The organism is Stenotrophomonas nematodicola (assembly GCF_009467805.1).
In the GTDB taxonomy this organism is placed as follows: Bacteria; Pseudomonadota; Gammaproteobacteria; order Xanthomonadales; family Xanthomonadaceae; genus Stenotrophomonas; species Stenotrophomonas nematodicola.
In genome coordinates, this window is the sequence record NZ_WIAY01000001.1 from 1,160,955 (window position 1) to 1,182,691 (window position 21,737).

The following is a 21,737-nucleotide window of genomic DNA, read 5'->3' on the forward strand; positions in this document are numbered from 1 at the left end:
GGCCCTCCTCCGATAGGTTCATGTGTGCGGCCTGCAAGGCAAACGGCCCGGTGCGAACCGGGCCGTTTGTGTTTGCGGTTTTCTTCTGTGAAGCACAGAGCAGCGCCTCGCTTGTCCTGTGTGAGGAGGGCCGTCAGCCCTATCCGGGACACGCCGTGAACCCATCCCTGGGGGCTCGTAGAAAACATCCCTGTTTTCTACGGTCCCGGACAGGACTGACGGCCCTCCTCCGATAGGTTCACGTGTGCGCGGCCTGCAACGAGTGCCGATGCTGTTCGCCTGTCGATGACGCACCGGGCCACTGTCAGTGGCTGGCGGAGATGGGTATGCGGGACCGTAGAAAACATGGATGTTTTCTACGAGCCTACATGGACGTATTCACGGCGTGTCCCGCATGCCCATCTCCGCCGGCCACCCGCCGGGAACCAGGGCAGCCAGCACTGGCTTCATGCCTCTTCTTCACCAGGATCAGGATCACGCGTCCGCCGCGACGAACCCGCCGGTCTGGCGGGCCCACAGCCGTGCGTACAGGCCACCGGCGGCGACCAATTCGGCGTGCGTGCCGGTCTCCACGATGCGGCCCTGATCCATGACCACCAGTCGGTCCATGCGCGCGATGGTGGACAGCCGGTGGGCGATCGCGATCACCGTCTTGCCCGCCATCAGCTCGTCCAGGTTGTCCTGGATGGCCGCCTCCACTTCCGAATCCAGCGCGGAGGTCGCCTCGTCCAGCACCAGGATCGGCGCGTCCTTGAGCAGCACCCGCGCGATCGCGATGCGCTGGCGCTGGCCGCCGGACAGTTTGACCCCGCGCTCGCCCACGTGGGCGTCGTAGCCGGTGCGGCCCTCGCCGTCGCGCAGCGTCTCGATGAAGCTGGCGGCGCGCGCCTTGGACACCGCCGCACGCAGCTGCGCCTCGGTCGCGTCCGGTCGTCCGTACAGCAGGTTGTCGCGGATCGAACGGTGCAGCAGCGACGTGTCCTGGGTCACCACGCCGATCTGCCGGCGCAGGCTCTCCTGGGTCACCCCGGCGATGTCCTGGCCATCGATCCGGATGTGTCCGCTTTCCAGGTCGTACAGCCGCAGCAGCACATTGACCAGCGTCGACTTGCCCGCGCCGGACGGGCCTACCAGACCGATCCTCTCGCCCGGTGCCACCACCAGGTCGAGACCGGCGATCACGCCGCCGGTCTTGCCGTAATGGAAATGGATGTCGTCGAAATGCACCCCGCCTTCGCGTACCTCCAGCGGCACCGCGTCGGGACGATCCTGCACGGTCAGCGGCTGGGCGATGGTGGTGATGCCATCCTGCACCGTCCCGATATCCTCGAAGATGCCGTTGATGGTCCACATGATCCAGCCGGACATGTTGTGGATGCGGATCACCAGCCCTGTCGCCAGCGTGATCGCGCCCACGGTGATGTGCCCGCCGTTCCAGAGCCACAACGCCAGCCCACAGGTCCCGGCGATAAGGAAGCCGTTGACGATGGCGATGGTCAGGTCCATCGACGTGGTGATCCGGGTCTGGCGACGGTGCTTGACCGCCAGCTCATCGATCGCCTCGGCCACGTATGCCTGCTCGCGGCCGCCGTGGGCGAACAGCTTGAGCGTGGGGATGTTGGTGTAGCCGTCGACGATACGGCCCATCGCCTTGGAACGCGCTTCAGAGGCGATCCACGCGCGCTCCTTCGCGCGCGGCACGAAGTACCACATGATCGCCACATAGGCGGCCAGCCACAGTACCAGCGGAATCATCAGCCGCCAGTCGGCCTGCGCGAACAGATACAGCGCGGTACCGGTGTAGACCACGATGTACCAGAGCGAGTCGACCATCTGCACCGCCGATTCGCGCAGCGACGTGCCGGTCTGCATCACCCGGTTGGCCATGCTGCCGGCGAAATCGTTCTGGAAGAAACTCAGGCTCTGCCGCACCACGTAGTTGTGCATCAGCCAGCGCGAGCGGTTGCTCAGCCCCGGCACGATCGCCTGGTTGACCAGCAGGTTGTGCAGGCCGACCAGGATCGGGCGGGCGATCAGGGTGATGCCGGCCATCCACAGCAGCGTGTCGGCGTGCGCGGCAAAGAAGCCGGGATCGGGCTGCTCGCCCACCATGTCCACGATGCGGCCGAGGAAGTCGAACATGGCCACTTCCACCAGCGCCAGCAGCAGCCCGGCGATCAGCGTGGCCAGCAGTACCGGCCATACCGGCCGCAGGTAGTGGACGTAGAACGGCAGCACCTTGCGCGGTGGCATGCGGCCATCGATCGGCGGGAACACCGGAATCAGCGACTCGAACCAGCGGAACATTCCATTTCCCACAAAAAGAAGCAGGCCGCGATTATCCCACCGCGGCCTGCGTTTTGTTTTCACCCGCGCCACACGCGGGACGCGCGGTTCAGCCCTTCGCGTCGTTGGCGATCGGCGTCAGCAGCAGGTCCTGGAAATCGAAACTGAAATCGGTCAGCGACGACACCGCCTGCATGCGCGCCTCGCGGACCTTGCCGTCCGGGTCCAGGCTGAAAGTGATGAATGCATCGGCATTCAGTGAACGGTCGTCCCAGCGCACCAGGAAGGTGTCGTGCTGCCACGGCTCCATCGTGCCAACCAGCTGCGCGGTCCTGCCGAAGCGCAGGCGCAGCGTACCGGCCTTCTGCTCCACGAACACATCGCCGTACCACGGATCGCGGTAGCCACCGGCGTAGCCGGCCAGCGGCAGTGACGGGCGGGACTTCGCATCGCGCGCGGCCTGGTGCCGGGCCCACCCCTCGTCGGCCTTGTCCTGCGCCTTGGCCACCGCGGCCGCGTACGCGCCGACCCAGTCGGTCGTCGGTGCCGCGAGGTAGGCGTCCAGCACATCCATCGTGATCGCGTTGAAGGCCGCACCGACTTCCTGGTTGGTCAGCACGACGATGCCCAGGTTCTGTTCGGGCACCAGGGTCACGCGCGAGACCATGCCCGGCCAGCCGCCGGTGTGCCACACCAGTTTCTGGCCCCGATAGTCGCTCAGGCTCCAGCCTTCGCCGTATCCGGCGAAGTTCGGGCGTGCCGCGGCCAGCTCCGGCACGCTCGGCTCGGGCACCACCTGCGGGGTGATCATCTGCCACATCGCGTTCTGGGTCTTGGCGCTGAACAGCGCGGTGCCGTTCTCCAGCGCGCCGTGGGCCAACTGCACATTCATCCAGCGCGCCATGTCGTGCACGCTGGAGTAGATGCCGCCGGCACCGGCGTTGTTGGACCAGGTCAGCGGCGCAACCGTGCGCAGCGCGGTGAAGTCGTATTTGGCGTGTCCCACGGCCGCGTTGTCGCCCGGCTGCAGGTGGTCGGCGTTGTAGCGCGTGCCGGTCATGCCGACCGGCGTGAAAATGTGCTGCTGCAGGAAGTCCGCGTAGGACTGCCCGGACACCTGCTCGATCACCTGCTGGGCCACAGCGTAGAGAATGTTGTCGTACGCGTAGCGGTCGCGGAATCCGGCCTTCAGCGGCACCTTGGCCAGGCGCTGCACCACCTCCTGGTTGGTGTAGGTAGTGGTCGGCCAGAACAGCAGGTCGCCGGCGCCGAGGCTCAGCCCGCTGCGGTGCGAGAGCAGGTCGCGGATGCGCATCTCGCCGGTCACGTACGGATCGGACATGCGGAAACCGGGCAGGTGGTCGATCACCCGGTCGTCCATTTTCAGTCTGCCCTGCTCGGCGAGCAGGTTCAGCGAGGTAGCGGTGAAGGCCTTGGTGTTGGATGCGATCGCGAACAGCGTGTCGGCCTGCACCGGCGCGGGCTTGCCCAGCTCGCGCACACCGTAACCACGTTCGAGGACGACCTTGCCGTCCTTCACCACCGCCACCGCGATGCCGGGTACATCGAATTCACTGCGGACGCGCTCGACCGTGGCGTCCAGCCGCTGCAGTTCGGCCGGCACGGCCGCCGATGCCAGGGGTGCGCACGCCAGCAGCACGACGCCTCCGATCCAGGATGTGTTCAATCAGTGTCTCCAGTTGCATGTCGCGGGGGCGTTGAGATCCACAGGATGCCCGTCGCCGGTTTCGCACGATGGTAACGCGGCCCCCTTCACGCTCGCCTGTGCCAGAAGGCGGCCCGCCCCGGAGAGCCTGCATGACCGCGCCAGCCAACACCGTCTCCACCATCATTCCGTGCCTGCGCTACCGCGACGCCCGGGCGGCGATCGCCTGGCTGCAGCGCGCGTTCGGCTTCGAACCGCAGGCGGTGTATGCCGATGGCGACACCGTCCACCACGCGCAGCTGGTCTACGGCCACGGCATGATCATGCTGGGCTCGGTGGACAACGGCAGCGCATGGGGACGCCACAGAGTGCAGCCGGACGAGGTCGGCGGCCGCCAGACCCAGAGCGCCTGCGTGATCGTGGCCGACCCCGATGCGCACCATGCGCGCGCGGTTGCCGCCGGGGCCGAGGTGGTGATCGCGATCGCCGACCAGGACTACGGTGGTCGTGGCTACGCCTGCCGCGATCCCGAAGGCTACCTGTGGTGGTTCGGCAGTTACGATCCCTGGCAGGCCCACGCAGGCGGCGCATGAGCGCACCGCCCGGTCGTATCCGTACCGGCATCGGCGGCTGGGTGTTTCCGGCCTGGCGCGGCGGCATGTTCTATCCGCCCGGGCTGCCCCAGCGCGATGAACTGGCGCATGCCAGCCGCGCACTCGGATGCATCGAAATCAACAGCACCTTCTACCGCGCACAGAAGCCGGCGGTGTACGCCCAGTGGCGTGAGCAGACCCCGGCCGGCTTCCGGTTTTCGGCCAAGGCACCGCGCACCATTACCCAGACCCACGACCTGGGCACGGTCGGGGCGCGCGTGGATGCCTTCGTCGAGGGCATCGCCGCGTTGGGCGACCGGCTGGGCCCGCTGGTCTGGCAGTTCGGCGACAGCCATCCGGCCGACGCGGAGGCGTTCGACGCGTTCCTGCAGCGCCTTCCGCGCGAGGCCGGCGGCGTTCGCCTGCAGCATGCGCTGGAGGTGCGCAATCCGGCGGCGTGGACGCCGGCCCTGATCGCAACCGCACGTGCGCACGGCACCGCCCTGGTGTACAGCGGCTCGGCCGACTATCCCAGCTTCGCCGACCCCACCGCCGACTTCATCTATGCACGGCTGATGCATGCGCGCGGCAACCTGCGCGCCGGCTACCCCGAACGTGCGCTGGAACAGTGGTGCCTGCGCGCGATGCGCTGGGCGCGCGGCGAGGACAACCCCGACCTGCCGCATGTGGTTGCCGATGCACCGCCGGCTGTCTCCCGCGACGTGTATGTGGTGTTCATCGGCGCGGCCAAACAGCGCAATCCCGGCGCGGCGATGGCGCTGCGCGATCAGCTGCGGCGGGTCGGCGCCCCCTGAGCGCGGTGTGCCAGGCGGGCATCCAACCGCCACAGCAGCGCCCCCACGGCAATGAACGCCGCTGCCACCACCGCCGCGTTGCGCGCGACCGTGGCCCCACCCAGCAGGCCCAGGTCCAGGAACGGATAGGGATAGTGGCCACTCCAGCGGCCGACCAGCAGGGCCCAGCCCAGGTACACCGCCGGGAACACCAGGGCGCCGCCCAGCTGGCGCCAGCGCAGGCCGACATGCGGCCCGGCCAGCCAGCCCAGCAGGTACAGCACCGGCACGGCGGTATGCAGGCCGATGTCGGCCCACCACTGCCAGCCCTGCGGTTGCCAGAGCGGGCGCAGCACCAGCGCGTACACCAGCCCGGTGATGCCGATGTACAGCGCCACCGCGGCGCTGGGGGCAGGCGCGGCCAGGCCGCTCCGGCTGCCACGCAGCCGCGCCAGGCACACCGCCGCCACCCCGATGTTGCTGAGGATGGTGAAGTAGCCCAGCAGCCGCAGGGTGGCCTGGCCACTCCCGGCCTCGGCACCAACGGTCTGCAGCAGCAGGCCGTACTGCAGGGCCAGCGCTGCGACGGCGACCAGACCGGTGAGCGCGGCCCAGGCGCGCGCGGCCCCGGTCGGGGCCGGAACGGGGAGCAAGGCGTGGGGCGTCTCCATTGGCGCAGGATGCCATGCGGCGACGGGGTGCTGCAGCAGGATCGCGATGACCGCGCGCTTCCCGCACAATATGCGGATGCCGATGACCGACACCCGCAAAGCGCTGCTGCAAATCCACTTCTGCGTGCTGTTGTGGGGCGTCACCGCCATCCTCGGCAAGCTGATCACCCTGCCCGCCCTGCCGCTGGTGTGGTGGCGCATGCTGCTGGTGGTGGCCATGCTCGCGCTGCTCCCGCGTGTCTGGCGCGGCCTGCGCCAGCTCTCGCCGGCCCTGTTTGCCGGCTACTGCGGCGTCGGCGCGCTGGTCGCGCTGCATTGGTTGACCTTCTACGGCGCGGTGAAACTGGCCAATGCCTCGGTCGCGGCGACCTGCATCGCGCTCGCCCCGGTGTTCACTGCCGTGATCGAGCCCTGGGTGGCCAGACGTCCCTTCCAGCTGCGCGAACTGGCGTTCGGTATTGCCGTACTGCCCGGCGTGGCGCTGGTGGTCGGCGGCGTGCCCCACGGCATGCGCCTGGGCGTGCTGATCGGTGCATTGTCGGCCTTGCTGGTGGCGGTGTTCGGGTCCCTCAACAAGCGTCTGGTCAGCCATGCCGATCCGCTGACGGTCACCGCCCTGGAGCTGGGCGCCGGCACGCTGACGCTGACGCTGCTGGCGCCGCTGCTGCCGTTCCTGCTGCCGGCGCTGGCCAGCCCGTTGTGGGTGGTCCCCAACCTGCACGACGGTCTGCTGCTGCTGGCCCTGGCCGGCCTGTGCACGCTGCTGCCGTTCGCGCTGGCGCTGGTGGCGCTGCGCCATCTCAGCGCCTATACCGTGCAGCTGGTGACCAATCTGGAGCCGGTCTACGCGATCCTGCTGGCGATGGTGCTGCTCAGCGAACAGCGCGAACTCACACCGCTGTTCTACGCTGGCGTGGCGATCATCGTCGGCGCCGTGTTCCTGCATCCGCTGCTGAACCGCCGCAAGCCGGTCCAGCATCCGGAGCTCCTGGGCACGGCCGAAGCCCGCAACATCGCCGACTGATCGCCGCGGCGATTACCGCGCCGGCCAGTACCAGGCCGGTGCATCCAGCAGCCCCTGGCCCAGCACGCGCGTCTGGCTCATTTCCTTGTGCAGCCGGATCGCATGGCAGGCGGGCGCTTCCTGCAACGCGGCAATCAGACGGCTCGCGTGCGATACCACCCAGACCTGGCTGCGCACGCTGGCGGCGATGATCAGGCGTGCCAGCGCGGGGAGCAGATCCGGGTGCAGGCTGGTTTCCGGTTCGTTGAGCACCAGCAGCGGTGGCGGGCGCGGTGTGTACAGCGCGGCGATCAGCAGCAGGTAGCGCAGCGTGCCGTCGGACAGTTCAGTGGCGGCCAACGGGCGCAGCAGGCCGGGTTGCTGGAACGTCAGCGACAGGCGTCCGTCGTACGCGTCGATCCGCACCTGTGCGCCCGGGAAGGCATCGTCCACCGCGCCGGTCAGCCCGGCGACATCGCCGACCTCCACGATGGTCTGCCAGGCAGCAGCGAGATCATGGCCATCATTGGCCAGCACCGGGGTACGGATCGCCAGGCACGGCAGCCGCGCCGGCGCAGCCATGTCGGTGCGGAAATGGTCATGGAAGCGCCAGCACCGGATGTAGTCGCGCAACTGCATCACCTCGGGCATGCGCTGCGGATCGGCCAGTTGGGTGAACAGACTGTCGAACGCCGACAGCGGTTCCTCCAGCAGGTCCCAGCCACGCCCGGCGCGGCGACGCACCCGCGCGCCACGCCGTTCGACCAGGGCGTTGGCGCTGCGCAGGAACGGGCCAGCCCAGATGCACTCGGTCTTGATCCGGGGTTCCCGGTCGAACATCGACAGGCCCGGGACCGGCAGACCGAGATCGATCGCATACCCGAACGCCTCGGCCGAAAAACCCAGCTTCAGCGACACCGGATGGCGGCGCGCGGTGCCCTGCACCGGCACCTCCCCGGTACGCATGCGCCGGTCGATCTCTTCCGGACCGGCCCACAGCGCCGAGCCAAGCCCCCCTTCCCGGGCCAGCGCGGCCGCCACCCCGCCCTGCGCGGTTTCGGCCAGCAGGCGCAGCGCACGGTACAGGCTGGACTTGCCGCTGCCGTTGTCGCCGGTCACCAGCGTCAGGCGCTGCATCGGCACCACCAGCGCATGCAGCGAGCGGTAGTGCGAGATGGCGAGGGTCTGCAGCATGGCGCGTCCTGACAGGAGGGAGAGCGCGCAGTGTGGAAGGGCGCGGTCGCAGCGCCTGCGACCGGGCCGATGCCGTCAGGGGGCGTTGGCGGTGCGCCACAGCGCCGGCCATTCGGCCGCATCGTCGCCGCGGCAGGCCCCCATGTGCTCGTAGGCGAGCAGTGCAAAGGTGGTACCGGTCCAGCCCCAACGCGCGCCGCTGCCGCAATCGCCCATGCCGCGACCACGGCCGGAATGGGTAAGCACGCCGTCCTCGAACGCCGCCGATGTGACCATGTCCAGTCGCGCGCGCACACCCGGCAGCGTGAACGGCAGGGTCGGCGTCACACGGGTGGCGCGCGACGGATCGGCTACCGGCACCTGGAACACCAGGCTGGAGCTCTGGTAGGCGCCACGCAGGCACTCGATCAGCACCAGCGCGCGGGTATCGTCCAACGCGGCCGCTTCATCGAAGGCGTCGTCACCGCCGTGCTGGCTGCAGTCTTCACGCTGTATCAGGGCCGCCTGGCCGCGCCGCACCTGGGCGATCAGGCGGGCCTGGGTGGCCGCGTCGAGGACGGCCCGGGGCGGCGGCGCCAGCGCCACCCGCGGCAACGGCGCCGCGGCCGGCACCGTGCTGGCCGCCGCGGCACCTCGTCGCAGCAGCGCGGTGGTGCCGCCGAGGCGACCCTGGGTCTCATCGACCAGCAGCAGCGCGGCGCTCAGCCCGCCCAGCGGTATCGCGTCGCGCTCGCCGGCACCGAAGCGCAGCGACTGCCCATTGCGCACCGCATCGACGAACGCCTGTGCGTCGGCCAGGCCGCGCGTCCGGCGCACCACCCACTCCGCGCCGTCCTGCGTGCGCGCCCAGCCCGGTGCGGTCAGCGCCACGGCCTTGCCGTCGAGCCGCAGCGGCGCATTGCCACCGCGCGTGGGCAGCACCACGGTCACGTCAATGGCGCCCTGCGGGCCGGCATCCCGCTGCACGGTGATGCGCCCATCCAACGCTTCGGCAGCGCCGGAGACAACGCAGCGCGCGACGTTGTCGCAGGCCACCACCCAGTCCTGGAACTGGCGGTACACCGGCGTGGCGGCATGCGCGGGCAGCGCCGTGGCCAGGGCAACGGCCAGCAGCGAAACCACGGAAACAACGTTCATGAACATCCTTATTCGGCAGGCACGACGCGATTGCGGCCTTCGCGCTTGGCACGGTACAGCGCGGCATCGGCACGCGCCAGCGTCTGTTCCGCCGTGTCGCCCTCTCGATGGGCGGCCACGCCGATGCTGACCGTCAGCGGTATGCCCAGCGGCAGATCGGCCGCCGCCACGCGCAGGAACTCGCACTGCATTTCGGCCACGCTCAATGGCGTATCGGGCATCACCACCACGAACTCCTCACCGCCGTGGCGCGCGGCCATGCCACCGCCGGCGAAGGTGGCGCGCAGCAGGCGCCCCAGTTCGGCCAGTACGTGGTCGCCGCTGGCATGGCCGTACAGGTCGTTGACGTTCTTGAAGTGATCGATATCCAGCAGCGCCACCGACACCGCGCGCGGTGCTCCGTTGGCATCGTGCAGCGCCGCATCGAGGAACGCGCCCATCGCGCGCCGGTTGGGCAGGCCGGTCAACGCATCGGTGCGGCTCTGCTCGGCAAGGTCGGCGTTCTGCCGTTCCAGCAGCGCGTTGTACTCGGACAGACGTTGCTCATACCACGCCCGTTCGCTCATGTGCTGCTGGATTTCGTGTGCATAGCGGCGCAGTTCCATCACCAGCGATACCTGCCGCGACAACGCCGACAGTGCCTGTAGACGTTCGGGCGACAACTGCCCGGGCGCGGCATCGAACACGCACAGCGTGCCCAACGGCAGGCCTTCGAAGCTGAGCAGCGGTGCTCCGGCATAGAAGCGGATGTGCGGGTCGTCGACCACTATCGGGTTGTCGAAGAAGCGCGGGTCTTCGCGGGCGTCCTCCACCACCATCACCTGGTCCGGCTGCAGGATGGCGTGGCCGCAGAAGGAGATCTCGCGGGTGGTCTGCGGCACATCCAGCGCCCGCCGCGCCTTGAACCACTGGCGGTCGCGGTCCACCAGCGTGACCGCGCCCATGCGCGTGCCGCAGAGCGCGGTGGCGATGGTGACCAGGTCATCGAAGGAACGTTCGGCCGGGGTATCCAGCACTTGATAGCGCAACAGCGCCTGCAGGCGCTGTTCTTCATTGTCCGGTCTGGACGGTTTGATCATGTGTCGGCTCCCGGCGAGTCGGTCGCAGTCTAGCCAATCAACGCCGGTGCCGGCGTCAGCGGACCCTCACCAATCCAACTGCTTGGGCAACAGCCCGCGCAGTTCGGCGTCGGTGAGGTTGCGCCACTGGCCCGGCTTGAGCGCGCCGATCTTGACGTTGTCGATGCGCACACGGCGCAGCTGGGTGACGCGGTAGCCGAACGCGGCGGCCATCAGGCGGATCTGCCGGTTCAGGCCCTGCTGCAGCACGATGCGGAAGCCGAACTTGGCGATGCGGCTGGCACGGCACGGCAGCGTGGTCTGGTCGTGGATGCGCACGCCGCGCGCCATGCCACGCAGGAACTCGTCGGTGACCGGTTTGTTGACCGCCACCAGATACTCCTTCTGGTGGTTGTTCTCGGCGCGCAGGATCTGGTTGACGATGTCGCCGTTGCTGGTCATCAGGATCAGGCCTTCGGAATCCTTGTCCAGGCGGCCGATCGGGAAGATGCGCTGTTCGTGGCCGACGAAGTCCACGATGTTGCCCTTGACCGCGCTTTCGGTGGTGCAGGTGATGCCCACCGGCTTGTTCAGGACGATATAGACGTGGCGACGGCCGCCGGGCTTCTTCGCCTCGCGGGTGCGAAGCGGCTGGCCGTCGACCAGCACCTGGTCGCCCTCCCCGACCACCGCGCCGGTGCCGGCGGGGATGCCGTTGACGGTGACGCGGCGCTCGCCGAGCAGGCGGTCGGCTTCGCGCCGGGAACAGAAGCCGGTGTCGGCGATGTACTTGTTGAGTCGGATGGTCATCCGCCCATTATCCGGCAAAGCCGGTCCCGGCTGCGGGTTTGCCTGCAATCGGGCTCACGCCGCCTGCGGATCGGGTTGTCCGGCCAGCGCCTCGGCGTCGAACACCTGGTTGCGCCCGGCGCGCTTTGCGCAGTACATGGCGTGGTCGGCACGGCGCAGCAGGCCGGCCAGGTCGTCGCTGTCGGCACGCAGCACCGCCAGACCGATGCTGGCCGACACGTTCAGGCCGGGGATGCCGAGCCCCGGGGTGACCGCGGCCACCTTCAGCCGAAGGTCTTCGAGCCGCGCCGCGGCGGCGGCACGGCCGGCACCCGGCAGCAGGACCAGGAACTCCTCGCCCCCCATCCGGATCACGTCGGCGTGGTTGCGCACCGAGGTCCGCAGCGCGCGCGCCACGGCCACCAGCACCTGGTCGCCCACTTCATGCCCGTGCTGGTCGTTGATGTCTTTGAACAGGTCGATGTCCAGGAAGCCGATCGCCAGCGCCTGGGGCTGCACGCGCGCCTGCTCCAGGTACTGTGACAGCAGGCGCAGCCCGGCCCGGCGGTTGGGCAGGCCGGTTAGCATGTCGGTGTCGGCCAGCTGGCGCATCTCGTCGCGCTGCTGCCGCAGCCGGCCCAGGCGCAGGTTGAGCGCGAAGGCCGCCATCATCAGGAACCAGGTCGTGGCCACCTGCAGCGCTTCGATCCGGTAGGCGATGAGCCAGCGCGCACCGACCGCTTCGGCCACGATCAGGATCCACCACGGCAGCAGCGCGCCCAGGCCGGCCAGCGCCTGCGCATCGCCGCGCCACAGTGCCCAGACGCCCACGCCCAGGCACAGCACGCAGCCAAGCAGGTACAGCGTCTCCAGCGCGGCTGCCAGCGTTCCCAGCGCGGGCATGCCCAGCCAGGGCACGCTGCAGCCCACTGCGACCAGTCCCCACAGCACCGCGTGCTGCCAGGCGCGCGACCGCGGCCAGCGCCGGTCGCCGCCATTGAGGCGCCACAGAATCGGCAGCAGCAGCGCTTCGGAGAAGGCGGTCAACCCCACCAGCCACCAGGAGGCGCGGTCATGCACCGGCAGCCACGGCTCGGGGTAGCCGCTCAGCCCGCCGAGCACGGCCTGCCACAGCACGAACACCAGGCAGACCACGACGTAAAGGAGGAACAGGCGATCGCGCGTGGTGGCAAACCCCATCAGCGCCGACAGTGCCAGGGCGATCGCCACGGCAATGCACGCCGCACGCACCAGCAGGCGCGCGGTGTCGTTCTGCTGCACCGGGCTGGGCGCACCCAGCTGCAGGGTCGGCACCCAGCGCGCCTTCAGCGGCCGGGCCCAGGACACCACGATCGGCTCGCGGTCGCCGGCCTTGGGCACCACCACCATGCCGACGCCGGCACGGAAGCGCGAATCGCGGGTGCGGGCGTCATGCATGCTGCCGCAGACCTGGCGTTGGCCGTGGCTGATGCGCACCTCGCCCGACAGCACACCGAAGACGTCCACCGCCTGCGGCTCACCGGACCAGCCCTGCGCGGGTGCGGCAATCGACAGCACGTCCTGGTGGCGCGCCAGCACCCCCGGTGCACACGCCCGCTGAGGGGTCGGCTCGGACGTGGCCTGGCCCAGCAGCAGATAGTCCACGCCGGCCCGCGGCGCATCGGCCCGGGTGGGCCAGGCGCACAGCATCAGCACCACCAGCAGCAACGCCGCTACCGCCTGTTCCCCGCACCAGCCGTGCCTGCCTGTCACAACAACGTCCTGCCCGTGCTTCACGCCAACGCACACACCGTGCATCGCCCCTGGCGCGGATTATCGCAAGAACCGCCGCCACGGCGGTGATGACCCGGTCCGCACACCCGGGCACGCCGCAGCGGGCGTCACGCCGGGCCGTGCGCGCCGTCGGACGCCGCCCCCGGGTGGATTGCCCACAGCCCCTGCTGGGTCATCCGCTCCAGTGGAATCGGCCGTTCGATCGCGTAGCCCTGCAGGCCCTGCACGCCCAGGTCGGCCAGTTGACGGGCCACATCGGCCGATTCCACCCATTCGGCCACCACCGTCATGTGCAGCTCGCGCCCCACTTCGGTGATGGCGCGCACGGCCGCGCGGTTGATCGGTTCGGACTCCATGTCACGCACGAACATGCCGTCGATCTTGAGCATGTCCGCCGGCAACTGCCGCAGGTAGCCGAACGAGGACAGCCCGGAACCGAAATCGTCCAGCGCCATCCGGCAGCCGCGCGCCTTGACCGCGTCGATGAAGCTCCGCGCCTGCGCCAGGTTGCTGACCGCGGCGGTCTCGGTGATCTCGAAGCACAGCTTGGTGGCCAGGCCGCGATTGCGCTCCAGCAGATCGGTCACGAACGCCAGAAAACTCGGCTCGGCGATGGATTGCGCGGACACGTTGACGTTGCACAGGCCAAGCAGCTTCACATGTGCCGGGCAGACCTGCAGGTGGCGGAACAGCAGCCCCAGCACGTGCCGGTCCAGCGCCATCGCCATGCCGTAGCGCTCGACCGCACTCATGAATTCGCCCGGGCCCTGCAGGGCGCCTTCGGGGCTGCGCATGCGCACCAGCACCTCGTAATGCAGGAAGCCCGGATCGCCAACCCGCTCGATGCGCTGGGCGTACAGCAGCATCCGGTTCTCGGCAATCGCGCTGGCCACGCTGGACAACCGCTCGGCTTCCAGCCGGCGCTCGTCCAGCGCCATGCGGCTTTCATTGAAGCAGTGCACGCGGTTGCGCCCGGCTTCTTTGGCCGCGTAGCAGGCGCTGTCGGCCGCGCTCATGAGCCAGTTGACGTCCTGCGCTTCGGCGGTGATCTCGACCACGCCGATGCTGCAGCTCACCTTCGGCGCCCCCTCGCCGTGCTGGAAACTGACCTGTCCCAGGGTGCGGATCACCCGCTGCAGCACGCGCTTGGCTTCTTCCTGGCTGGCATTGGCCAGAAACACCGCGAACTCGTCGCCGCCCAGCCGCCCGACCCAGTCGCCTTCGCGGACCGCGCCCACCAGGTAGTCGGCGAACGTGCGCAGCAGCTGGTCGCCGGCGGCATGGCCGAGGCCATCGTTGACCAGCTTGAAGTAATCCAGGTCCAGGTAGCACAGCGCGTGCATGCCGCCGCGATCGCGGACGTCGAGCAGCGCCAGTTCGATCAGGCGCTCGATCTCGCGCCGGTTCACCAGACCGGTCAACGGGTCGTGGCTGGCGTGGTGCTCCACCTCGCGCGCCAGCGCATGGTTCTGCGACACGTCTTCGACAATCGCGAAGGCGGCCGGCTCCCGCCCGCGGGTATGCACCACCGTGCCGCTCCAGCGCCCCCACAGCAGGCCACCATCGGCGCGCCGGAAGCGCAGTTCGGCCGGCCGCAGCTGGCGCATCCAGTCAATCGCGCCGGTGCCGTCAACCACCAGTTCGCCCTCCACCAGCAGCTCCTGCAGCGACAGGTGCAGCAGGGCATCGCGGCGGTACTCGAGGATGTCGGCCATTGCCTGGTTGGCTTCGACCACGCGCCCGCCCATGTCCAGCTTGAGCATGCCGACGGTGGCCTGGTAGAACGCGGCGCGGAAGCGGCTTTCCTGCTCGATCAGATCGTTGCGCACCCGGCGCGCCAGCATCACCGCGACCACGGTGATCATCAGCACCGACAGCCCGCCCACCACCAGGGTCGTCATGCGAACGATGCCCGACGTACGCAGCAGCGACGCCGAGAAAGCCTGGGCCTTGGTGCGCAGACTGACATCGAGCCCCTGCAGCCGCGCCTGCAGGGCGTCGTGCAGCGCCGGCGTCATGCCCCCACTGCCGTGCAGCGCCTGCGCCTGGTCGGCCAGCGCCTGCAGGTGCAACAGGTCGGCATCGGTCGTGCGCCACAGGCGGACCGCATCGCGGAAGTAGCCCAGGCGCCCGAGATAGCGGAACGAGACAATCAGCCGATTGACGTCACCGGGCGCATTGTCGCCGGCCAGGAAGCCCCGGCGCGCCCGCGCCAGGTCGGCGTCCGGCGCTTCCAGCGCGTGCCGCGCCTGCAGGTCGCCCAGAGGCACCGCCAGCGCCGCGCGCGCGTCGGCCAGATCGTCCGGATCGGCGGTGGCCAGGTAACGCGACAGTGCCAGGGTGGCGTGCTGCTGCGCCCGCGACCAGTGGCTCTGGCCGACGATCCACGCCGTCGAAGCGGCCTGCAGCTCCTGGATCAGGGCCGAAATGCCGACCAGGCCGATCGCCATGCCGGTCAGCAACGCGAAACGCAGGATGAGGCCCCGCGTTGGATACGGTACTTCCCTGACGCCCCCGCCCCTGCCACTTCCAAGCATCGTCGATTCCCCTGGACGCTTTCGTTGTGTGGGGACCGATTCCGTTGCGCGGCCCATTGCCGAGGCTAGGACCAAGCATGTTGAGACGGCGCGAAACCCGGCGTGACTCCCCGGAAACGACAACGCCAGCCCGGAGGCTGGCGTTGCAGGGACCGCCCGGGGCGATCAGAAGCTGCGCGGGCCGCGCGGCTTGAAGCCGTCCCGGCGCGGCGGACGGTCGTTGCCGCCCGGACCACCCGGACCACGGTGACCGCCCGGGCCACCCGGCTTGCCGCCGCGGCCGAACTTCGGCTTGAACGGGGGACGCGGCGACGGGGTCAGGTCTTCACCCGGCTCCACCTTGCGCATCTGAAGCTGCTGGCCGGACACCCACACCTTCTTCAGGTGGGTGAGCAGGTCGCTCGGCATCTCGGCAGGCAGGTCCAGCACCGAGAAGTCGTCGTGGATGTCGATGCGGCCGATGAAGCGGCTTTCCAGGCCGGCTTCGTTGGCGATCGCGCCGACGATGTTGCCCGGCTTGACGCCGTGCACATGGCCCACTTCGATGCGGAAGGTCTCCATGCCCTGCTCCGGCGCACCGCGCGGGGCGATCTCACGGCGCGGGGCGCGCTCGAAGCCACCCTCGTTGCCGCCGAAGTCGCCTTCGGCACGCGGCGGACGCGGCCCGCGGTCGTCTTCACGGCGCGGGCCACGCTCGAAACGCGGCTCGAAGCGCGCCGGGCGATCGCCACGATCATTGCGGTCGTTGCGTTCGCGAGGCGCCCGCTCTTCACGCGCACCCCGCACCGGCGGGGTCAGCAGGAACGGCGAATCGCCCTGCAGCAGCTTGGCCAGCGCAGCGGCGATCTCGATCGCCGGCACGTTGTTCTCGGCCTCGTAGCGCTGCAGCAGCTCGCGGTAGAAGTCGACGCCGCCGCCTTCCAGCGCCTCGCTGATGCGGCTCATGAACTTGGCCACGCGGGTATCGTTGACCGCGTCCACGCTCGGCAGCTGCATTTCCTCGATCGGCTGGCGCGTGGCGCGCTCGATCGCCCGCAGCATGCCCTTCTCGCGCGGGGTGGCGAACAGGATCGCGTCGCCGGTGCGGCCGGCACGGCCGGTACGGCCGATGCGGTGCACGTAGCTTTCGGTGTCGTACGGAATGTCGTAGTTCAGCACGTGGCTGATGCGTTCCACGTCCAGGCCGCGCGCGGCCACGTCGGTGGCGACCAGAATGTCCAGCTTGCCTTCCTTGAGCTGGCCGATGGTGCGCTCACGCTGGGCCTGCTGCATGTCGCCGTTGATGGCGGCAGCCGCCAAGCCGCGGGCCTGCAGCTTCTCGGCAAGTTCTTCGGTGGCCGCCTTGGTGCGCGAGAAGATGATCATCGCGTCGAACGGTTCCACTTCCAGGATGCGGGTCAGCGCATCCAGCTTGTGCATGCCGCTCACCCACCAGTAGCGCTGGCGGATGTTGGCCGAGGTCGTGGTCTTGGCCGCGATGGTGACTTCGGCGGGGTTCTTCAGGTAGGTCTGCGCGATGCGACGGATCTGCGGCGGCATGGTGGCCGAGAACAGGGCGACCTGGCGGGTCTCCGGCAGCTTCTTGAGCACGGCTTCGACGTCGTCGATGAAGCCCATGCGCAGCATTTCATCGGCTTCGTCCAGGACCAGCGTCTTCAGCTCGGACAGGTCCAGAGTGCCGCGATCGAGGTGATCGATCACGCGGCCCGGGGTACCCACCACCACGTGCACGCCACGGCGCAGGGCCGACAGCTGCTGGCCGTAGGGCTGGCCGCCGTAGACCGGCAGCACGCGGAAGCCCGGCATCGCCGAGGAATAGGTCTGGAAGGCCTCGGCAACCTGGATGGCCAGTTCGCGGGTCGGCGCCAGCACCAGCACCTGCGGCTTGGCCTGGTTGAAGTCGAGGTTGGACAGGACCGGCAGCGCGAAGGCGGCGGTCTTGCCGGTACCGGTCTGGGCCTGACCCAGCACGTCGCGACCTTCCAGCATGGCCGGAATGGTGGCGGCCTGGATCGGCGACGGCGTTTCATAGCCGACGGTGGCCACGGCCTTCATCACAGCATCGGACAGGCCGAGGTCTGCGAACAGCAGCGGCGCGGGGGATTCTTGGGACATGGGAAACTCCGAAGGCACTGCCATTTTTCGGGCAATGCGATAAAAAAAGGGGATGGTCCGCGCTTTGGGCGCCCTTTCTTATCGCGTGCCCTGGCGCTGCTCGGTCGGAGGAGAATTCACTCGCTCAGGGCGCGATGATACCGCATCGTTCCTGAACCACGCGTACAGATTTCCGCCTGAATCCCGCGCAGGCCCCGCGCTGGCGCACAATACGCGCCCTCCCCCGGCCCGGGCCACCGTCCGCGCCCCTTTCCAGGATACCCGCTTCATGCAGACCCTCGAATTCGAACTGGACCGCGACTACGTCGAGCTCAAGCAGCTGCTCAAGCTGGCCGACCTGGTCACCAGCGGCGGGGAGGCCAAAACCGTCATCGGCGACGGCCAGGTCCTCGTCGATGGGGAAGTTGAACTGCGCAAGGCCTGCAAGATCCGCGCAGGCCAACAGGTCCGGTTCGGCGACACCACCATCCACATCATCGCCGACAGCGACGCCCCCTGAGCCACCGCCGCCCCGCGGCTGCCGCCCCGCTCAGGAGGCGCGCGTCAGCTGGGCGGCGATCAGCTGCCGGAAGGGGGCCACGCCCTGGGCCAGGCGCAGGCCGGCACTGCGCAGCGCGCGGGCCGGCAGGCGGTCGTCGGTGTACAGCGTGGCGATGGCATTGGTGGCCTCGTACAGCGGCCGCGACGCCAGCCGATGGCCCCGCTCATAACCGGCCAGGCCCGCCGGCGCGGCGATGTCGCCGCCCCGCTGGGCGGCGGGGGCGATCACCGCAGCCAGCCGGTCCTGGCTGAGCAGGCCGAGGTTGAAGCCGTGCGCGGTGACCGGGTGCATGCCCACCGCCGCATCGCCGATCAGCGCGCAGCGCGGGCCCACGAAGGATTGTGCGTAGACCCCCACCAGCGGATAGGCGATCGGCCGCGCGCACGGCTGCATGCGGCCGAGCCGGTGCTCGAAGAAGCCACTGACGGTACGCCCGAGGGCGTCGTCGTCCTGCGCCATCAGCGCCGCGATCTGCCGCGGTGGCAGGGTGATCACCGCCGAGGCCAGGTCGCCGTTCAGCGGCAGCAACGCCATCGTGCGGCCATAGCCGAACCATTCCCAGGCCGTGTGATGGTGCGGTTGTTCGATACGCATCCGGCACACCAGCATCGACTTGCCGAAATCACGCATGCGCGCACCGATCCCGAGCAGGCGGCGGGTACTGGAGAAGCGGCTGTCGGCGGCGACCACCAGCCGCGCCTGCAGGCGGCGGCCATCGGCCAGGGTGACAGAGGTGTGCCGGGGGCCGGTGTCGATGGCGGCCACGCTGGTCTGGTCGAGCACCTCGACCCCGGGCTGGTCCTGCACCGCCTGCCATGCGGCGCGCCGGATCAGATGATTGGGCACCAGCCAGCCCAGGTCGCGCCCGTGCCCGTCGCGTGCCGCCGCGAAGGTCAGCGCGAACGGCGAACCGCCGTTGAGCACCTGCGCATCGCGCAGCGGTGAAATCTCGGCCGGGTCCAGCCGCGCCCATAGACCCAGCCGCTCCAGGATCGCGCGGGACGCATGGGTCAGCGCGATCTCGCGGCCATCGAACGCCGCCTCGGCCAGTGCCGCACGCGGCTGCTGCTCGATCAGCGTCACCGTCAGGCCGGTCCCGGCCAGCGAGCGGGCCAGGCACAGCCCGACCGGCCCTGCCCCCACCACCACGACATCCACCGGGCGCGCGTGTTGCTCCACCATGATCCGATCCTGCGGTTGCCAGTCCACGTGGAGCTTAGCGCCGCCGGCAGTGCGCTGGCCTTGATCTGGATCAGCCGCGTGCGGAACGGTTCACCCCCGCGTTACAGCAGCGACCACATCAGCAGCAGGATGCCCACCAGCGAGGCCAGCCACACCAGGCTGCGCACGTACGGCACGCCGGCCGCATACAGCGGCAGGTAGACCACCCGCGCCCAGAAGTACAGCTGCGCGGCCAGTGCGGTCAGCCCGTCCTGGCGCTGGGTGAGCGTTACCGCCAGCACGGCCGCCGCGAAGAACGGAAAGGTCTCCATGAAGTTGGACTGGGCGCGCTGCAGCCGGCCCGTCAACGGGCGTACCGGGGCGCTCTGCCCGTCGCGCGCGGATGCATTCCACGCCAGCCCGCGCTCGCGGGTCACTGCCGTGGACGCTGCGAACAGGTGCACGATGCCCAGCAGCATCGACCACACCAGCATCTGGATCTCGATCGTCATGGCGTACTCCGGAAGGTGTCAGGCAGAACGTCAGGGGGTGGCGGCACGCACGCTGTAACCGGCGAGCCGCCAGACGCGGTCTTCATCCAGTCGGAAGGACACCAGTTCGCGTACCGGCTGGGCGCTGTTGGCAAAGCGGGTCGGGAAGCTGACGTTGATGTACAGCCCTTCCGGCACGGTCGCGCCAGCCGCGTACTTGACCCGGGTCACGGTGGGCTGGCCGCGCGATGCGAGCGTGCCGAGCCGCTTGCGGTCGGCCGCCAGCTGGGCCACGAAGGCCGGTTCGGTGACGGTCTTCTTCGCCACGGCGGACGCACCACGCCACGCCTCGGCCGCCCGGTTGGCATCGACCAGCTGCGCCACCTTCAACGCCGCCGCGCTCATCTCCGCATCCTGCTCGCGCACCTGGGCCTGCTGCGCGGGCGTCAGCACCGGGCGCGGCGCGGCGGCGGCATCCGGTGCCGGGCGGGCCGGCGCCGGGGCGGGCGTGGCCGGGGCAGGCGTCTGCGCCATCGCGGCGACGGGGAACAGGATCGACAACAGCAGCAGCGGAACACGCATCAGGGCACCGTCGGCAGAAGGAAACTGCCGGCCAGCATACGTCAAGGACGTGAGTAGTCCGTCAGTTGCGCTGCGCCGCCTCGGGCGGCGGCCGGTGTCCTTCGCTCGCGGTCTGCGCCGGTGCGGCCGGCACCGCGTCTGCCGACGCCGCGGTGGGCGTGGACGGTGGCAGCAGGCTGGTCACGTCGATTTCCGACAATGGGCTTTCGTCCGGGCAGGTCGCGTCGGGGAAACCGAATCGCTGTTTGAGCATCTGCCCGCAGGTGTTGATCGCCTCCATCTCGGCGCCCTCGCGCTTGCATTCCTGATCAAAGGCGATCAGGAACGCATCCTTGCGGCGCACGAAATCATCGCCGCACTTGCGCATCTGCTTGATCCGCTCCAGGTCGTCCTGCACCGCATTGGTGCCGTCCAGGCCGAACTGCCGCAACTCGCCGGCATCGAGCAGGCGCAGGCTGCGGTTGGGCACGGTCATCATCAGGTCGGCCACGCCCACCGCCACGCCATTGCGCTGCAGGTAGTCCTTCACGTTGTCATAGACTTCGTGCAGCTCGCGGTTGAGCTCGGCGCGCGAGGTCGCCTTGGAGCTGATCCGCATCATGCGGTGGATGCCGACCTTGCCCGAGACGAGCCGGTTGTCACCGGCCGCCAGCACGAACACGCACGCACTGTGGCAGACCGATCCTTCGCGCACCCAGATGGTCCAATTGGATTCGCCGATGCTGTCGCCGGCCACAATGGCCGCCTCCACCTGGCCGCCACTGGAATCCAGATCCAGGATGCGCCGCGAAATGTGCTGTGCATCGGCCACGATCGCCACCCGGCCGACCAGCTCGGCAAACCCGGGATTGATCTTGCCGACGTAGCGCACGCGCAGCAGGCCACGCTCGGCGCACGGTGCCAGCGCCGCCTCCACGCTGGCGCGGTCGAGCGCCTCCAGCGGCTGCCCGTCGCCCCCTTCGGCGGCGTAATCGGTATCGCAGCTCACGAACGCCTTGCCGTTGTCCAGCGCCGCGTCCGGCCACGCCTGCTGCCCACGCCGCGGCGGCGGCGGCGGCGGTAGCGGGGCGTCGGCGGCGTTGATGGACACCATGTGGTCGCCATCGGCCGCCTGCGCACGCACCGCCTTGTCGGCCGCAGTGACATTGCCCGGATTCTCCAGCTGGCTGCAACCGGCCAATCCCAGGCACAACAACGGCAACCACCACGACTTGGGCAACATGGACAACCTGGACTCCACGACAAGGGGCGCACCTGCGGCGCGCAGGCAGACAGTCTAGTGCGCCACGGCAGCGCCGCGACAACCTGCACTGAACCGTCCGGGGCCGCGACCGCATTGCCGTCCG

18 protein-coding genes are annotated in these 21,737 nt (G+C 69.3%); 4 read left to right on the top strand and 14 right to left on the bottom strand.

The features are described 5' to 3' along the window. Positions 1–474: 474 nt before the first annotated feature. Together smrA and GDJ08_RS05470 are read right to left on the bottom strand one after the other, a co-directional pair. Positions 475–2,307, bottom strand: coding sequence for a multidrug efflux ABC transporter SmrA (gene smrA, locus GDJ08_RS05465; RefSeq protein ID WP_136004287.1), 1,833 nt, complete (start codon positions 2,305–2,307; stop codon positions 475–477). Positions 2,308–2,395: 88 nt separating this feature from the next. Next, on the bottom strand, positions 2,396–3,973 hold the full coding sequence (locus GDJ08_RS05470; RefSeq protein ID WP_153164434.1) for a serine hydrolase: 1,578 nt from the start codon (positions 3,971–3,973) through the stop codon (positions 2,396–2,398). Positions 3,974–4,104: 131 nt separating this feature from the next. On the opposite strand from GDJ08_RS05470, the gene GDJ08_RS05475 reads away from it, so the two are divergent. Beyond that, complete coding sequence (locus GDJ08_RS05475) at positions 4,105–4,545, top strand: VOC family protein (protein ID WP_153164435.1); 441 nt, start codon at positions 4,105–4,107, stop codon at positions 4,543–4,545. After that, a complete protein-coding gene (locus GDJ08_RS05480; protein WP_153164436.1) occupies positions 4,542–5,360 on the top strand; it encodes a DUF72 domain-containing protein in 819 nt (272 codons plus the stop codon). Before GDJ08_RS05475 ends, GDJ08_RS05480 begins: the two co-directional genes overlap by 4 nt. Here GDJ08_RS05480 and GDJ08_RS05485 read toward each other — a convergent pair. Further along, the gene (locus GDJ08_RS05485) at positions 5,333–5,992 is read right to left on the bottom strand and encodes a Pr6Pr family membrane protein (protein ID WP_229296445.1); all 660 of its coding nucleotides are present in this window, start codon (positions 5,990–5,992) and stop codon (positions 5,333–5,335) included. The two genes, GDJ08_RS05480 and GDJ08_RS05485, sit on opposite strands and share 28 nt — an antisense overlap. 94 nt (positions 5,993–6,086) lie before the next feature. Between GDJ08_RS05485 and GDJ08_RS05490 the strand changes: the two genes are divergently transcribed. Then, on the top strand, positions 6,087–7,034 hold the full coding sequence (locus GDJ08_RS05490) for a DMT family transporter (protein ID WP_136004419.1): 948 nt from the start codon (positions 6,087–6,089) through the stop codon (positions 7,032–7,034). Between the two features lie 12 nt (positions 7,035–7,046). Here GDJ08_RS05490 and GDJ08_RS05495 read toward each other — a convergent pair whose 3' ends face one another. From GDJ08_RS05495 to GDJ08_RS05525, 7 genes are all read right to left on the bottom strand, one after another. After that, on the bottom strand, positions 7,047–8,207 hold the full coding sequence (locus GDJ08_RS05495; protein ID WP_136004297.1) for an AAA family ATPase: 1,161 nt from the start codon (positions 8,205–8,207) through the stop codon (positions 7,047–7,049). Between the two features lie 75 nt (positions 8,208–8,282). Next, positions 8,283–9,344 (bottom strand): DUF1176 domain-containing protein, encoded by a 1,062-nt coding sequence (locus GDJ08_RS05500; RefSeq protein ID WP_165699759.1) that lies wholly within the window; start codon positions 9,342–9,344, stop codon positions 8,283–8,285. Between the two features lie 8 nt (positions 9,345–9,352). Then, positions 9,353–10,423, bottom strand: coding sequence for a GGDEF domain-containing protein (locus GDJ08_RS05505; protein ID WP_136004300.1), 1,071 nt, complete (start codon positions 10,421–10,423; stop codon positions 9,353–9,355). 66 nt (positions 10,424–10,489) lie between these two features. Next, positions 10,490–11,212, bottom strand: coding sequence for a pseudouridine synthase (locus tag GDJ08_RS05510; RefSeq protein WP_017354731.1), 723 nt, complete (start codon positions 11,210–11,212; stop codon positions 10,490–10,492). 54 nt (positions 11,213–11,266) lie between these two features. Beyond that, positions 11,267–12,943, bottom strand: coding sequence for a sensor domain-containing diguanylate cyclase (locus GDJ08_RS05515; RefSeq protein WP_423669325.1), 1,677 nt, complete (start codon positions 12,941–12,943; stop codon positions 11,267–11,269). Positions 12,944–13,071: 128 nt separating this feature from the next. Then, on the bottom strand, positions 13,072–15,414 hold the full coding sequence (locus GDJ08_RS05520) for a putative bifunctional diguanylate cyclase/phosphodiesterase (protein WP_229296446.1): 2,343 nt from the start codon (positions 15,412–15,414) through the stop codon (positions 13,072–13,074). A 252-nt stretch (positions 15,415–15,666) separates the two neighbouring features. Beyond that, positions 15,667–17,616 carry a DEAD/DEAH box helicase gene (locus GDJ08_RS05525; protein ID WP_153164439.1) on the bottom strand — a complete coding sequence of 650 codons (1,950 nt, stop codon included), beginning with the start codon at positions 17,614–17,616 and terminating at the stop codon, positions 15,667–15,669. 268 nt (positions 17,617–17,884) lie between these two features. On the opposite strand from GDJ08_RS05525, the gene GDJ08_RS05530 reads away from it, so the two are divergent. After that, positions 17,885–18,115 (top strand): RNA-binding S4 domain-containing protein, encoded by a 231-nt coding sequence (locus GDJ08_RS05530; protein WP_136004306.1) that lies wholly within the window; start codon positions 17,885–17,887, stop codon positions 18,113–18,115. Between the two features lie 30 nt (positions 18,116–18,145). On the opposite strand, the gene ubiM is transcribed toward GDJ08_RS05530, so the two are convergent. The 4 genes from ubiM to GDJ08_RS05550 form a co-directional block, all read right to left on the bottom strand. Further along, entirely contained in the window at positions 18,146–19,339 is a 1,194-nt protein-coding gene (gene ubiM, locus GDJ08_RS05535; RefSeq protein ID WP_153164440.1) for a 5-demethoxyubiquinol-8 5-hydroxylase UbiM, read from the bottom strand. 101 nt (positions 19,340–19,440) lie between these two features. Continuing rightward, positions 19,441–19,830: an MAPEG family protein gene (locus tag GDJ08_RS05540; protein WP_136004310.1), complete on the bottom strand. Its 390-nt coding sequence runs from the start codon at positions 19,828–19,830 to the stop codon at positions 19,441–19,443. Between the two features lie 30 nt (positions 19,831–19,860). Beyond that, a complete protein-coding gene (locus GDJ08_RS05545) occupies positions 19,861–20,391 on the bottom strand; it encodes a DUF4019 domain-containing protein (RefSeq protein WP_153164441.1) in 531 nt (176 codons plus the stop codon). A 61-nt stretch (positions 20,392–20,452) separates the two neighbouring features. Continuing rightward, complete coding sequence (locus GDJ08_RS05550) at positions 20,453–21,613, bottom strand: COG3904 family protein (RefSeq protein ID WP_153164442.1); 1,161 nt, start codon at positions 21,611–21,613, stop codon at positions 20,453–20,455. Between the last annotated feature and the right edge of the window lie 124 nt (positions 21,614–21,737).